11 protein-coding genes are annotated in these 16,160 nt (G+C 38.1%); 5 read left to right on the top strand and 6 right to left on the bottom strand.

Going from position 1 to position 16,160, the window contains the following annotated elements:
* Positions 1-2: 2 nt before the first annotated feature.
* Both RI844_RS03495 and RI844_RS03490 read right to left on the bottom strand, forming a co-directional pair.
* Positions 3-2,261, bottom strand: a complete 2,259-nt coding sequence (locus RI844_RS03495; protein WP_348397083.1) for a TonB-dependent receptor — start codon at positions 2,259-2,261, stop codon at positions 3-5.
* 195 nt (positions 2,262-2,456) lie between these two features.
* Positions 2,457-3,677, bottom strand: a complete 1,221-nt coding sequence (locus RI844_RS03490; RefSeq protein ID WP_348397082.1) for a phosphopentomutase — start codon at positions 3,675-3,677, stop codon at positions 2,457-2,459.
* A 182-nt stretch (positions 3,678-3,859) separates the two neighbouring features.
* Between RI844_RS03490 and udk the strand changes: the two genes are divergently transcribed.
* From udk to RI844_RS03470, 4 genes are all read left to right on the top strand, one after another.
* Positions 3,860-4,492, top strand: coding sequence for a uridine kinase (gene udk, locus RI844_RS03485; protein WP_348398310.1), 633 nt, complete (start codon positions 3,860-3,862; stop codon positions 4,490-4,492).
* 32 nt (positions 4,493-4,524) lie between these two features.
* Complete coding sequence (locus RI844_RS03480; protein ID WP_348397081.1) at positions 4,525-5,775, top strand: NupC/NupG family nucleoside CNT transporter; 1,251 nt, start codon at positions 4,525-4,527, stop codon at positions 5,773-5,775.
* Positions 5,776-5,830: 55 nt separating this feature from the next.
* Positions 5,831-6,598, top strand: a complete 768-nt coding sequence (gene deoC / locus RI844_RS03475; RefSeq protein ID WP_405054456.1) for a deoxyribose-phosphate aldolase — start codon at positions 5,831-5,833, stop codon at positions 6,596-6,598.
* A gap of 258 nt (positions 6,599-6,856) precedes the next feature.
* Positions 6,857-8,308: an alkaline phosphatase gene (locus tag RI844_RS03470; protein ID WP_348397080.1), complete on the top strand. Its 1,452-nt coding sequence runs from the start codon at positions 6,857-6,859 to the stop codon at positions 8,306-8,308.
* 118 nt (positions 8,309-8,426) lie between these two features.
* On the opposite strand, the gene nhaA is transcribed toward RI844_RS03470, so the two are convergent.
* Positions 8,427-9,617 carry a Na+/H+ antiporter NhaA gene (nhaA, locus tag RI844_RS03465; RefSeq protein WP_348397079.1) on the bottom strand — a complete coding sequence of 397 codons (1,191 nt, stop codon included), beginning with the start codon at positions 9,615-9,617 and terminating at the stop codon, positions 8,427-8,429.
* Between the two features lie 306 nt (positions 9,618-9,923).
* Between nhaA and RI844_RS03460 the strand changes: the two genes are divergently transcribed.
* Entirely contained in the window at positions 9,924-11,366 is a 1,443-nt protein-coding gene (locus tag RI844_RS03460) for a sulfatase-like hydrolase/transferase (RefSeq protein ID WP_348397078.1), read from the top strand.
* A 62-nt stretch (positions 11,367-11,428) separates the two neighbouring features.
* On the opposite strand, the gene RI844_RS03455 is transcribed toward RI844_RS03460, so the two are convergent.
* The 3 genes from RI844_RS03455 to RI844_RS03445 all read right to left on the bottom strand — a co-directional run bounded on the left by RI844_RS03455 (position 11,429) and on the right by RI844_RS03445 (position 16,142).
* Positions 11,429-12,178 carry a hypothetical protein gene (locus RI844_RS03455; RefSeq protein ID WP_348397077.1) on the bottom strand — a complete coding sequence of 250 codons (750 nt, stop codon included), beginning with the start codon at positions 12,176-12,178 and terminating at the stop codon, positions 11,429-11,431.
* Between the two features lie 300 nt (positions 12,179-12,478).
* Positions 12,479-13,657: a cystathionine beta-lyase gene (locus tag RI844_RS03450; protein ID WP_348397076.1), complete on the bottom strand. Its 1,179-nt coding sequence runs from the start codon at positions 13,655-13,657 to the stop codon at positions 12,479-12,481.
* Positions 13,658-13,745: 88 nt separating this feature from the next.
* A complete protein-coding gene (locus RI844_RS03445; RefSeq protein WP_348397075.1) occupies positions 13,746-16,142 on the bottom strand; it encodes a DNA polymerase II in 2,397 nt (798 codons plus the stop codon).
* Positions 16,143-16,160: the final 18 nt, after the last annotated feature.

Genomic DNA, 16,160 nt, shown 5'->3' with positions numbered 1-16,160 from the left:
AATTAGAATGCGTACTGTACTTCAACACCCCAGAATTGTGGTTCATTAACAAATGCAGTTAGATTCAAAAAGTCTAACCCGCCATCAACAACCACTTCATCGGTAATGTTTCGACCAACAATAGCAATATCTAAATCATCATCTGTTTTAAAACCAGCTCTTACCCCACCAATCCAACGTTCTTCAGCAACAAATTCGGTTGAATTATATAAAAAGATGTTTGACTCACTACGGTAATTCCAATCAGTTTGCATGTATAAATAACCAGCTTCAATTGGGTATTCATAGCTCAAATTAATATTAGCAAGCCATTCTGGTGCTCTTGGCAATGGATTGCCGTCAATGTAAACTGTAGTAACAGGACCAAAGGGACCGTCAACAACATTTGCTACTTCATCTGAACTATTACATGTAGGAGTAGAAGCACAGCGTTCTGCCTTTAACTCACTATCTTGAATTTCTGTTTCGTTATAACTTAAGTTGATAGAAGTGCGTAAATTATCGGTAAGGATTGCTTCAAATGTTGTTTCAACACCAGCTCCATAGGTGTTATCCGCATTCAATAAAGAGTTCGTATTAGCTTCACCACCTGTTGCGGTTAATTGCTGATCTTCAATATCATATGTATAAGCAGTAATGTTCCAACGGGCATTACCATCAAATAAATCAGCTTTCAAACCTACTTCATAAGAAGTTAACGTTTCTGTTTCAGCTTCACTAGGGAAGCCAAAACGTCCGATAGTTACAGGGCCACGAGATGCATTACCAACACGAGCGAAACCAGTTAAGTCATCATTAAAAGTATAACGTGCGGCCAAATCCCAGTTAACATAACTGTCATCTTTATCAATTTCAAACGTAGTAGTACTACTACCATTATTTAAATCAATACTTCTAATATCAAGTTCTTTATCATCTGCAGTGTAACGTAAACCTAAGTTAAAGGCCCAAGCATCTGTTGGTTTATATTCAAGTTGACCGAAAAGAGCTTGTGATGTAGTTAATTGATCGATTTGGTAAAAATTCGTCGTTGCTCCAGTAACATCAAGGTCTTTATTATCAACGGTATAATCTTCTTCAAAGAAAAACACACCTGTTTGATAATAAAATTTGCCAAATTCACCAGAAATTCTAAACTCTTGAGTGAACTGTGAGTGGTCAGATAAACCATCACCTGATGCAACATTAAACCAAAGTTGTTTGCCTAATTGGTTAGGAATACCTGAGAAATCTGTTTCAGCGCCATCTATATCCGCATAACTCCAACTTTCTAAAGTATCGTAACCTGTAACAGAAACAAATTCGAAAGAATCAAAGTCGTGTTCAAATTTAAAACTTCCGCCAACATGGTCCATATCAAATCCTGACGGGCTATCATGATAAATGGTTTCTTCATCAAAGCCCTTTCTTAGGCCCTCTTTACCAACTTCAATTGCATTACCATAGAATACTTGCGGCATATCACCATCTTGATCGAAACCATGCAATTTAAATAACGCTCTGGTGTCGTTGCCATTGTCATATAAAAATTGAATACGATAAGCTAGTTCTTCATAGCCGCCAACTTCTTCATTTCTAACCGGATTATCTATCCAAGTGCCGCGTTCTTGATATTTAAGAGAAACACGCGTTGCCCATTTATCAGAAATTTCCGCATTAACAGCACCTTCTACAAAGAAGGTCTCACGACTGCCGTAACCGGAACGTACATAGCCTTCATTATCAAATGAAGGAGCCACTGTTTCAATTTTTACGATACCAGCAGTGGTATTACGACCAAACATAGTACCTTGAGGACCATTAAGAACTTCAACACGTTGAATATCAAATAACGGAACGCCCTTAAGGATTGGATTTTCTAATACAACTTCATCAAGGACCATTGATACAGGTTGGTTTGCATTTACATCAAAATCGGTGTTCCCTAAACCACGAATGTAGAATCTTGGGGATTGTCTACCATTAGAAGATTCCACTTGTAAACTAGGTACTCGACCGGCTAATGCACGGATGTTTTCACCTGCACCTAGATAATCTTTTAGACTGTCAGCAGAAATTGCAGTTACTGTTGCAGGAACGTCTTTTACAGTTTCGACACGTTTACGAGCAGTAACTTCTATAACTTCCAATTTACTGGTGTCTATAGTTACTTCAGATTCTGCTTCTTCAGCAGCAAGTAAGGTTGGTGACATTGTTGCCATTACAGATAGTAAGGCCCCTTGAATGCTCATAGTCAGAGCATGCTTTTTGAAGGTTTTCATGTTTTCTCCCTGTGCTTACGCAGTGATTTTTTAATCATCTTTTGGTAAACAGCAAAACGATTTAAGTTTTATTTATTTTTTTAATGTAAGTAAATACAACAAAATTTTACAAGGGGAATTATAGATGAATTTAAAATGTAATGATATGTAAAACACCCGTTTATTTTTGTAACCGGGTATTTTACAACTTTTCACTTAGCCGGCTTTTAACTGCTGTTTAAACGATTTTCCGTACTCTAACGGCGAAATTTTAAAAATATCAGCGAGCGTTGCACCTATATCGGCAAAGGTATCACGCTCTCCTAAATCAATGGCTGGCAGGCCTTTTTGATAGAAGATTACTGGCACATATTCACGGGTATGATCATTACCATGCCAGGTTGGATCGCAGCCATGATCCGCAGTTAACACTAAGAAATCATCTTCATGCAGAGCTTGAATAATATCTTCTAAACGCTCATCTAAATACTCTAATGCTTTACCGTAACCAACAGGGTCACGGCGATGACCATAGTCTTGATCAAAGTTAACCAGGTTGGTAAATATTAAACTGTTGTCGGGCTGACAACTTAACTGCTGTATGCTCGTATCGATTAACGCTGTAAGTCCTGTTGCTTTAAAACCTTCAGATATCCCCTGATGCGCATAAATATCAGCAATTTTACCTATGCTTATCACTTTGCCACCACTTTCAACTAGCTTATCAAGCATGGTTGGCGCAGGCGGTAAAATTGAATAATCTCTGCGGTTGCCGGTACGTTCAAAATCATTCGCACATGTGCCAATAAATGGTCGGGCAATAACTCGGCCAATATTTAAATTAAGCTCGGTTAATAACTCCCTTACTTGTTCACAGTATTTATTTAAATTATCTAAACCGAACGATTCTTCATGCGCGGCAACCTGAAATACGCTGTCGGCTGAGGTATAACAAATAGGCATACCTGTTTGCATGTGCTGTTCACCCAATTCAGCAATTATCGTTGTACCTGATGCATGGCAATTTCCTAAACAACCTTCGATACCTGTTTTTTGATAAATTTTAGCCAGTAAGTCACTAGGAAAAGATTCAGCTTTGTTAGTAAAGTAACCCCAGTCAAATAATACCGGTACGCCCATCATTTCCCAATGTCCACTTGGCGTATCTTTACCGGAGCTTATTTCTGCGGCATAACCAAATGCTCCACTTTGCGGGACTCCTCCATTGACTGCGGGGGACTTTTTACCCGCCATAGTTGCCGCATGTACTAAGCCCATTGCAGATAATCGTGGTAAATCAAGTTTTCTTCCGGTTTCATGATGAAAAGCTTCAGCCAGATTAGCAAAGGTATTAGCGCCAACATCACCAAATTTATCCGCATCAGGGGCTTCACCCAAACCAAAACTATCAATTACCAACACTAAAGCTCTTGCCATATACTTCTACCTTTTTAATAACTTACAATAATCTTTAGACATTAGATTAAATTTTGTAGTTATATTATACATTCATTTGTTTAATTGTACTTAAATCAATAATTTCTTAACATTAACTAGTTTTTAATGGAAAATAGTTAATACTATTTACAAGTTTAGATTTTTTAGGAACATAATTGCCAATTAATAACCTAACAATCATTGCTGTTGTTGGTGCCTCTGCATCAGGAAAGTCATTATTTGCGCAAACAATTTATGACGAACTAGTTGATGAACTAGGCGCTGACAGTATGACTATCATCAAAGAAGATTCATATTACCGCTGTCAAGATCACTTACCCTTTGCAGAACGTATCAAAACTAATTATGATCACCCAAAAGCATTTGAACATGAACTTCTTGCTCAGCATTTGTTAGAACTGAGCCAAGGCCAGCCTATTAATGTACCTGTATACAGTTATACTGAGCATACTCGCAGTGATGAAGTTGAAGTTATTAATCCCGCAAAAGTAATACTCGTTGAAGGTATTTTATTATTAACGGATAAAGCGCTGCGCAAACGATTTGATATAAATATTTTTATGGATACACCACTAGATATTTGTTTAATTCGTCGCATAAAACGCGACCTTGAAGAACGCGGCAGAGATTTAGATTCAGTGACAAACCAATACCAAGATACTGTTCGTCCTATGTACTATCGCTATATCGAACCTTCGCGAGAACATGCAGATATTGTAATAACTAAAGGGGGTCGTAATAGAATGGCCCTTGAATTAATAAAAGCTAAAGTTCGCGAACTAGCGAATTCTTAAAAAAATAATTTTACTAACCCATAGGTGAATTGATGGATTTTGATACTTTACGCGGTGTGATTGGGATTTTATTGATCCTAGGTGTTGCTTATTTAGCAAGTTCACATAAAAAAAGCATAAACTGGCGCACCGTTGGCGGGGCATTTGCTATCCAAATATTCTTTGCTGCCCTAGTCCTCTATAGTGATGCAGGAAGTAACGCCCTTGAATGGCTTTCTACAAAAGTTCAGAACGTAATAAATTATGCTGGGGATGGTATAGGGTTTTTATTCGGTAATTTAGGTAATGACATTGCCTTTGGCCCGGGTGGGATTGGATTTGTTTTTGCGATCAGAGTTTTACCGGTAATTGTTTTTTTCTCATCGCTTATCGCCGTCCTGTATTACTTAGGAATAATGGATAAAGTGGTTAAATTTCTTGGCGGTGGGTTAGCAAAATTGTTAAAAACATCCGATCCAGAATCATTGTCAGCCACTGCAAATATTTTTGTCGGACAAACAGAAGCACCTCTGGTAGTACGTCCATTTTTACCAACCATGACTCGTTCAGAACTATTCGCGGTTATGGTTGGTGGTTTAGCGTCAGTTGCAGGGGCAACTTTAGCTGGCTATGCCGGCTTAGGTGTAGAGCTTAAGTACTTAATTGCGGCAAGCTTCATGGCCGCCCCTGGTGGCTTGTTAATGGCAAAGTTTATTATGCCAGAAACAGAAGTACCTAAAAATGACATAGATGACGTGCCTGATGAAGGCAAAGAAAAAGATGCCGTCAATGTTATAGACGCAGCAGCTGAAGGTGCTGCAAAGGGTATGATGCTTGCCCTCAATGTTGGTGCAATGTTGATGGCATTCGTGGCTTTAATCGCGCTTTTAAATGGTATTATTGGTGGTGTTGGCGAATGGATCGGAGTTAATGACTTAACCTTGCAAGTGATTTTAGGGTATTTATTTCAACCGGTGGCCTATATGCTTGGTGTGCCGTGGGAAGAAGCGTTTAAAGCAGGCAGCTTCTTGGGACAAAAAGTGGTTGTGAACGAATTTGTCGCCTATATCGATTTCATTCAATCTAAAGAGTCACTAAGTGCAGGCACACAAGCAATAATAACTTTTGCCCTGTGTGGATTTGCCAATCTTTCTTCAATTGCAATACTACTTGGCGGCATCGGCTCACTAGCGCCATCACGTCGTCATGATATTGCTCAACTTGGCATGAAAGCGGTGTTTGCAGCAACACTTGCCAACCTAATGAGCGCCGCAATCGCTGGTGTATTCATTTCTTTAGCATAGATAATTCTACCAGCCCGCATGTCAATTGCGGGCTTTTTAAATTTTTGAGGTAAATATGACGACTGAAAATATGAACGCAGTTGCCAAACAAGCAATAAGCTATATGGATCTAACCACGTTAAATGACAATGATACTGATGACATTGTTGCCAAGCTTTGTGCACAAGCAAAATCAAGCGCAGGAAATACCGCGGCAATTTGTATTTTCCCTAGATTTATTCCAGCAGCAAAAAAACTATTAAAAGACAGTGGTATTTTAATTGCCACAGTAACAAACTTTCCGCACGGTAATGATGACATTGACATCGCCGTTGCTGAAACCAAAGCGGCGGTTGCTTATGGCGCAGATGAAGTAGATGTTGTGTTTCCATATAAAGCATTGATGAGCGGAAACGAAAGCGTTGGCTTTGATTTAGTTAAAGCCTGTAAAGCAGCCTGCCCTGACAATGTGTTATTGAAAGTTATCATCGAGTCGGGTGTATTAGCTACAGATGAATTAATCATTAAAGCGAGTGAAATTTCAATTAATGCGGGGGCCGACTTTATTAAAACATCTACGGGTAAAGTGCCGGTGAACGCTACACCTCATGCGGCTAAATTAATGTTACAGGTAATTAAAGAACTTAACACCAGTGTTGGCTTTAAAGCCGCTGGTGGTGTGCGCACTGTCGAAGATGCAAAAGTTTATATTGATTTGGCAACAGGCATATTAGGAAATAATTGGGTAACAGCAAATACCTTCAGGTTTGGTGCAAGTGGCTTATTAAGTAATTTATTGGCAACTCTTGGCGATGGTAAAACTAACGTAACATCAGGTTATTAATGGCTCAAATCTACTTTTATTATTCGCTTTGATGATACTAGCAAACTCTCACCAAAGGCGAATAAGTACATATAGACGGAAATGTGTTTTCAAATATATTTTCCGTCAACACTTCAAAGTACTTGATTGGGACAATCAAGAATTGTTTTAACAGCCAATACAGGCTATTTTAAATTTATAAAGAGCAGGCATTTAACCTGGTAGTAAACCATGCTAGTATCATCCATCTTAAAAATTTAAATTTTTCAGGATGTTGTAGTGAATTTTAAATCATTTCCAAGCTTATTGACTTTAAGCTTTTCATCATTACTTTTAAGTGCGTGTAGCACTCAAGGCAATGTTCAAACGATTAACGAAACCCAACCTAAAAATATCATTATGGTTGTAGCCGATGGCATGGGCCCTGCGTACCCTACTGCATTTCGTTATTATCATGATGATCCAAGCACCCCATTAGTAGAGCGGACTATATTTGATCAACTCTTAGTCGGCGCTGCAAGTACCTATCCGGCATCTGAATCAGGCTATATTTCAACATCTGACGCCAGTGCTGCAGCATTAGCTAGTGGTGTTAAAAAGAATAATTTTTTCGTCACCGATTCGGCGGCAAGTGCAACGGCGCTGGCTGCTGGGGTTAAAACCTATAATGGCGCGATCGGTATCGATCAACAAAAGCAAGCGCAGTTAACCGTACTTGAATGGGCTAAATCATTAAACAAAAGAACCGGTATCGCGGTAACCTCGCAAATTGTTCATGCCACACCGGCGTCATACATTGCTAAAAATGAAAAACGCGGCAATTATAATGCTATTGCCGATAACTACTTTGACCTAAAAGTAGATGGTAAATTTAAAGCCGATGTAATGCTTGGCGGCGGCACTAAATATTTTATTAGGGATGATAGAAACCTAAAAGATGAGTTTGTTGCTGCTGGATATCAATACATAAATGAGTTGAGTCAATTAACTACGCTAGATCCTAATAAACCAGTTCTTGGTTTGTTTGCCGATAATGCCCTACCTTCGGCGCTTGATAGCAAAGATAAATTTCGTCTTAAAACATTAACCCAAACAGCTATTAAACAACTAGAAAATGATAAAGGTTTTTTTCTACTGGTTGAAGCTAGCCAAATAGATTGGGGCGGGCACAGCAATGATATTGCATATGCTATGGGTGAAATGAATGATTTATCGGCAACTATGGTATTTTTAAATAATTATGTAAAACAAAACCCTGATACTTTGGTGGTGTTAACGGCTGATCATAACACCGGTGGTTTTAGTATTGGCGCCAAAGGTGTTTACCAGTGGCAGCCTCATTTTATTCAGTTATTAAAAAAATCCCCTAATAAAATAGCCAAGCTACTCGCGAAGAACAAAATTAGCGATCAACAAATTTCTGAACTGTTAGGCTTCTCTATTAGTGAAGAAGAGATTTTGCAATTTAATGTGATTAATTTAGAGCAAACATTAGCAGCAAGCCAACAAAAATTAACCGTCAAACAAGCCGAAAATGCATTAGTTAAAAGATATTATAAAGCAATAAAAGATATCATTGATCTACGTACAAACAGTGGTTGGACAAGTGGTGGTCATACGGGGATTGATGTGCCTGTTTATGCCGTTGGACAAGGCAAAGAGCAGTTTTATGGTTTTCAAGATAACATTGAAATTGCCGAGAAATTGTTTAAGTTAATGGGTAAAGAGTAAATTCAGACCAACCAAAATCTGAATTATTGATTGCTGTAAACACGTTAAAGAGTACAGTTTAAAGCAAATAAAAAGGCCAGCGTTATGCTGGCCTATTAAATTTTTCTATTCAATAAAACTATTCTGCTTGCGCTGTTTTAGGTAATGAGAACTTTAATACTATAAACCCAATGATACCTGAGATTAATGAGCCAACAATAATACCTAAACGTTCATCAAACAATTTATCCAAACCTGTTGCTTCAAACGTTAACGAACCAATAAATAAACTCATAGTAAAGCCAATACCACACAGCGCGGCCGTGCCGTAAAGAGTCTTCCAATTCATACCCGATGGAAGTTCAGTAAATTTAAGTTTAATTGCCAGCCAACAAAAACCGAACACCCCTACTTGTTTACCAATTAATAAACCTAATGCAATACCAACCGGAACACTGTGCATTACATCTTCAATGCCAACTCCCTTTAGACTTATTCCAGCATTAGCAAAAGCAAAAACCGGCAAAACGATAAACGCCACAACTGAGTGTAAATCATGTTCTAAACTTTTTAGTGGAGAATAATCAGGGTTTGTTTCTGAACGCAAAGGAATAAACAACGCCACTAACACACCCGATAATGTGGCATGCACACCAGATTTAAGCATGGCAACCCACATGATTAAACCGATCACCATGTACAAGCTTCTCGCTTCAACTTTATTACGATTTAATAGATATAAAATAGGAAGACAACAGGCAACAATGATCAAACTAGTAAGTGAAATATCGTCAGTATAAAAACAAGCAATGATGATAATAGCGCCAATATCATCGAAGATAGCCAGAGAGGTTAAAAATATTTTTACTGACGTCGGCACACGAGAGCCAAGTAAGGTTAAAACACCTAAAGCAAAGGCAATATCAGTAGCCGCAGGAATGGCCCAGCCATTTATCGCTTCTGGGTCGTCATAATTGAAATATACATACACTAAGGCAGGAATGAGCATACCACCAATAGCTCCTACACCAGGCAGTATAATATTGCGTTTATCGGCGAGTTCGCCTTCTATTAATTCACGTTTTAATTCTAAGCCGACTAAAAAGAAGAATACCGCCATTAAACCATCATTTATCCATAATAATAATGGTTTAGCCACTTCTAAAGGGCCAACTCTAACTTCGACCGGGGTATCTAAAAAAAGGTTGTAGTAATGATCTAATGAAGTATTTGCACTGATCATGGCAAGCACCGCTGCCATCATCAAAATGATGCCACCTGCTGATTCAAGTTTAAAAAAGCTGGCAATAAAATTTTCTTGGTTATTCATAACGCTCCGTTGTGATACCAAACGACATAAATATATGGTGAGTGATCATTATTTTATGTCGCCGGGTATTATAAGTAAAATCAGAAATTTTAACGTTTTGCATCATAGCAAGGTTACGCAAAATTTTAAGGGCTTTTAACATATAGATACAAAATACTTGTTATAAATAGTCTAGTTCTGTCTACTAATTCAGCAAGTTAGCTTTAATTTTAAGCAAAACCTTAAATATTGTTCAATACTTAACTAATTATATTCTCCGTATTTCAACAAGCTCTACTGAATTCAATAGTATAGGAAAATAAATGAATGAACTTTTTTAAGCGAATATTAGTTTCAAGTCTCTTTCTATCATCTTTTAGTGTGATTGCAGAAAATAAACCCAACATTGTCTATATCTTAGTTGATAATTGGGGGTGGGGAGACTTAAGCATTCAAGGTAGTACCATCGAAACACCAAGTATTGATAAATTTGCGAATCAAGGACTACGACTCACTAATTTTAATGTTCAAAACCAATGTACCCCTACTCGTTCAGCTTTACACACAGGCAGACTACCAATTCGTAGTGGCAACCAAAAAGTTCCCGCACCTGGCGAGCCTGATGGATTAGCATATTGGGAGTATACATTACCCGAATTACTCTCTGATGCTGGCTATCACACAACTCTTTTTGGTAAATGGCATGTTGGTGCAAACATTAAAAAACTTCCTAATTATCAAGGTTATGATTATTTTTGGGGAACCCAGGAAGGCACCAATGCTGCAGGATATACAGCTACGCCACAATGGGATCCGACTGTTGCAACTACGCCTTATATTTATGAAGGGGTAAAAGATAAAGATGCTAAAAAAGTTAAAATATTCGATATAGAAGCAAAAATCACGCTGGATAATGAAGTAACCAAAAGAGCGATTGAAAATATAAAAACACAAGCTAAAACAGACAAACCTTTTTATAGTTATATTGCTTTTACGCATTTTCATCCGCCCTTCACCGTGCACCCAGATTTTAAAAACGCATCTAAAGCTGGCATTTACGCCGATACGCAAATGGAAGTAGATCACAATATAGGTAAAGTTTTAGAAGCTATCGATGAGGCAGGAATTGCTGATAACACTGTAGTTATCCTTACCGGTGACAATGGCGCGGGCAATTTCCCCCAAACAAGTGCTCTAGCCGCAGGTGAAGACGGTGGCGGTGGTTCTAATGGCCCTTGGCGTGGTGGATTGAGTACTGCATACGAGGGTGGGTTACGCACTCCTGCGATGATCAGATACCCAAATAAAATTAAGGCTGGTCGAGTGTCAGATGAAATCGTAGGTGATATTGATATGTACACCACAATTGCGAGTTTTGCAGGTGCGGATAACCTGGTACCTAAGGATCGCCCAATTGATGGTGTAAATCAAAAAGATTTCTTCCTTGGCAAGCAAGAGAAGTCTAATCGCGATCATTTTATCGTTTTTGTTGGTGATGATTTGTTTGCCATCAAGTGGCGCAATATGAAAATGCACTTTATGGCAACAGAATCAACGCATTCAGTGGCGGTAACTAAATTTACCTTCCCACAACTTTTTGACATTAAAAATGATCCCAAAGAAGCTTATGAGTTATGGGGAAATCAGGGCTATGTACACGGTTGGGTAATGGAACCAATTATGAAGAAGATTGTTGATCTTAAAAAGAGCATGGCGGTGTATCGAAACATTCAACCGGGTGAAGAGTTCAAAGGTTACGATAAAAATTAATCTAGTTTTAAACTTAATAAAAAACAGCCTGTAATGGCTGTTTTTTTTACTAATACACGAAATTACCAACTGTACATAATACCTAACCCAGCACCAAATTCTGCCGAATCGTAAAAATACCAATCACTATCACCTATGCTGCCTTCTTCAAACTCTACGGAATAATGCTTTGCATAAATAGACGCTGCCCATGACGGTGAAAACTGCCAAGCCAGCGCAGTATTGATGGTAACACTGCCTTCAGAGCCACCAGCTCCAGCATCTATATTAGTAACCCAGGCTTTGTCTGTTCCAATTGCCATTGCATAAGCTACCCCAACATATGCATCAGTCCAGTCATTTTCTAACTTTCGATCAATAACATGTACCGGACCACTATGATCAAATTCAATTTCATGCGATGTATTGCGAACCCCAGCATAAGCACTAAATCCATTGTCAAATTGATAAGCCACATTGACATCCAAACCATCAGCAACAAAGTTTAACTTTGATGCAATTGATTCTCCGCTATTTTCCAGTTCAGCCGTTTCTGAACCTTCTAGCTCAAGGTGTGAAACGGTATAATTGATTTTCCATTTACCTTTTGTTGCAAAACCCGTAAAACCAAACGCACTTTCCATAAGATCACTGACATCACTTGAGCTTAAATCAAGAGGTGTTAATACAGGCCCTGCACCAGTATTCAAACCAACGTCACCGTCAATATTTAAAGCAAAAAATCCTGTTCCAATGCCAAATTTCCAATCGTCCGCTGCTGCTACTGAACTCACGGTTAATAAGGCGCTTAATATAATTGTTTTAATGAACATGAAACTCCCCTTTCTATGTTTTTATTTTTAATTAGCGTTAACAAATACGTAAACTTACTATTAACAGTATCAGAGAAATTCAAAAAACCAATGTTTATCAGAATTTTACAGTCAAAATAGAAATGAAATTTTTACTATTTTAGGGATGTTATTTAAATACAGTAAGAATTTGTAAGGAGGAGGAAGTAAAAACTATCAATGAAAAAACTTAAAGAGTTTAATGCAAACCTACATATATACTTGCTGATTTGCATTTCTCGTCTTATAAATGGCTCAAACTATTAGCTAGTTTGGTGTTCGCTATAACGCTTTATTCAACCGTTCAAATCCACGTTCTAAATCGTCAATTAAATCATCAACATCTTCTAAACCAATATGTAATCGGATCACTGGGGAGTCAAGCGCAACGGTGGCGTTAGGCCTGCTGTTCTTCATTGTACTGTAAGCCATAACTAAACTTTCAAAACCGCCCCATGAAAAGCCCATTTTAAAGTGAGTCATACCATCTAAAAATTCTGTTAACGCCTGTGGACTACTTTGTTTTAAAGAGAATGAAAACAAACCATTTCCACCAACAAAGTCTCGTTTGAAAAACTCATGTCCTGGACACGACTCAAACGCAGGATGAAATAACGTGTCTACTTCTTTTCGACCTTGTAGCCACTTAGCGACCTTTAACGCATTTTGTTCATGCTGTTTAAGCCTAATATCTAACGTTCTTATGCCTCTTAACGCTAAAGTAATGTCATCAGGAGATGCACATTGGCCAAGTAAATACGACTTTTCTCGAAGCACTGGCCAACTCTTTTCATTTGCAGTAGCGGTGCCTAACATTACGTCTGAGTGCCCTCCTACGTATTTAGTTGCCGCTTGCACAGAAACATCAACACCATGGTCAAACGGCTGAAAATGAATTGGTGATGCCCAAGTATTATCTAAAATAACGGTTATATCAGAATTGGCAGCGTGTGCTACCTCACAAATGCCCGGCACATCCTGAATTTCCATGGTAATAGAGCCTGGTGATTCAAGAAAAACAACTTTTGTATTTTGTTGAATCAAATCTTTTATGCCTTTGCCAATAAGAGGATCATAATAGCTAACTTCAATACCAAAGCTTTTTAACGTTTGTTCGCAGAAATCTCGGGTTGGTTCATACACAGAATCAACCATTAATAAATGATCACCCGATTTTACAAACGCTAATATTGCCGCGGTAATTGCAGCTGTACCACATGGGTATACGTAACAACCAACACCGCCTTCTAAATCATTCATCGCATTAGCAAAAGCAAACGTTGTTGGCGTACCACGGCGTCCATAAAACAACTCTTGTTGTTGACGTGATTTAATTGCTTTATTCATTTGTGCAACAGAATCAAATACTACCGTTGATGCACGGTAAACCGGTGGGTTAACGATACCTTGCGTCCATTTTTTTGAACGACCAGCATTAACGATTTTTGTTTTATCTTTCATCTTGTTACTCAATTGAAGTTGGTTTTAATTAAATAGTGAATTATCTCGTATAGCTATCTAGCCATCTAAATAAGTTTATACCTGTTATTTAAAATAGTTGCAACTGCTCATCCGTTATATCACCAAACGATTTACCGATAAACGGTAAAATACCATCCGCAACAGCGCCTAATTGCCGTTCAATATATAAAGGATAATCAATAGCTGATGTTAAATGTTCTTTAACTTGCGGGCCGTTAACAGTCATGACGTATTCTATCCAACCTTTATTTTGATAACGTAAAGGCTTACCAAGTTTTTCGTTTAAATGATCAGCATGGCGAGCAGCTTTCACATGTGGAGGAATATTTTTTTGATAATCACTTAATTTTCTGCGTAAGCGTTTTCGATAAATTAATTTATCATCAAACTTACCAGCTAAAGTATCAGCAACCATTGTTAGGATATAATCTTCTACAGGCTCTTCGTTAAACACCTTCAAATAAAGTGTTTGCTGAAAACCTTTGGCAAGTTCTGTCCAGTCGGTGCGAACACTTTCCAGCCCTTTAAAGATAAGCTTCTCTTGCTCACCTCGCCCAACTAAACCTGCGTAGCGTTTTTTCGTACCTATATCTTGCCCGCGCACTGTTGGCATTAAAAATTGATGAAAATGCGTTTCAAATTCAATTTCTAACGCCGATTCTATTTTATACTTCTCGTTCAGTTCAGCATTCATCCGTTTATTAATAAGGGTCATCATCTCTTTGCCAATAGATTGGCTTTGTTGATCAGTTTTATTTGCACCAACACTGACAAATATTGAGTCTGTATCACCATATATCACTGAATAACCCAATTCTTCGATCCAATCTTTGGTTTGATTTAATAATTGATGTGAGCGCTTGGTGATAGAGCCAGACAATCTTGGATCAAAGAATCGACAACCCGTTGATCCTAAAATTCCATAGAACGAATTCATGATAATTTTTATCGCTTGCGATAATGGCGCATTGCTTTGCTTTTTAGCTTTGTCTCGCTCGGCCCACAAACTTTCGATTATCTTGGGTAGAAAGTGTTTGTCGCGGGAAAAGTAGGCGCCATCAAAACCTGGTATGGTTTTATGAATATCAGGGTTTTGTAGTTCTCGTTCGGTTTGTTGCTCAAGCAGCCCCTCAATTAACCCCATGGGATCAATATTAAAAGTTCGAATGATACTTGGATACAGACTTTTAAAATCTAACACCAAAACGTTCTTGTATAACCCTGGAATTGAATCCATTACATAACCACCGGGGGATACTAAATCACTTTCTCCGTCTCCCATGTTAGGCGCGATATAGCCACTACGATGCAGTTTAGGCAAATATAGATTAGTGAACGCTGCAACGCTCCCGCCGACTCTATCGAGTTCTAGCCCAGTTAATGCTGAACGTAGTACTGCAAAATCTAATAATTGGGTTTTCTCAAAAATAAGCCACACTAAGCGACAATCTTCAAGATTGTAACTGGCCAGTTGTTGTTTCTGATATAAAAACTTGCGTTTAATTTCTTCTACCCGGTTATCGACATCTTCAATGTCTTTACCTATGCCGAGTAGATGCTGAGAAACATATTCGAGTGAAAAACTTGGAAATGAGTACGTTGCTGATTTTAGTAAATCGATACCATCGAGTATCACTCTGCCTGCAATCAAAATAAAGTTTTGCTCAGGGCTTAAACGGTTTTGCCGCCAAAATGGCGCGCTGCCGTCACGACCGATAGCAAATTTTATGTTATTAATATCACAACGTTTTTGCAGTAATTTAAAATCAAAGTTGATAACGTTCCAACCAATAATAATGTCAGGGTCGACCTCATTTAGCCAAGTAATAAACTTAAGTAATAAATCGTACTCGTCCTCTACCCATTCAATATAATCAGCACTGTCGGTTTGTAATTCCCCAATCATAAAGACTTTTTTAATACTGTCGCTATACGCCCCTATAGAAAATAAATCACCGTCAAAAGAACATTCTAAATCGATAGAAAGCATCGATAAATCAGGAGTAAAATTTGTTGTTCTCGCTTTAGCTTGATGATATTGATTAAAGCCAACGGCGTTTTGTTCGACACCGGTAAATTCCATTGCGCCGGTAATAAAGCGCTCCATTAAAAACCGATCTTCTGGTCTTATATCATCTTCAAAACATTTAATGTCATTAGCTTTTAAAAGTTCTCTGGCTTTATAGAATGTTTTCAATTTGTCAAAATAAAAACCATCAACATCATTTTGACTAAAGTTTTTTAAATTTAAGCTTTTATGCTGATGAATTATGTTGTTTTGAATTAAAAATTGATGAGCGTCAGCAGCATGATCTTTTTCAACAAAAAATACCGCTAACTCATTATTTATTGTTATTTTTAACGGGCCATCTTCGCCCTTTAACCAATAGGTTAAAAGCATGCCTTGGCGAGTGTCTTGCACTTGCCTGGTGAGGAGAAAACCTTTTTGAAGTTCTATGGACATTAAAAGTCGAATTAATAT

Origin of the sequence: Thalassotalea fonticola (assembly GCF_032911225.1) — a bacterium.
Lineage (GTDB): Bacteria > Pseudomonadota > Gammaproteobacteria > Enterobacterales > Alteromonadaceae > Thalassotalea_A > Thalassotalea_A fonticola.
This window is presented reverse-complemented; position numbering and strand designations above follow the sequence as displayed.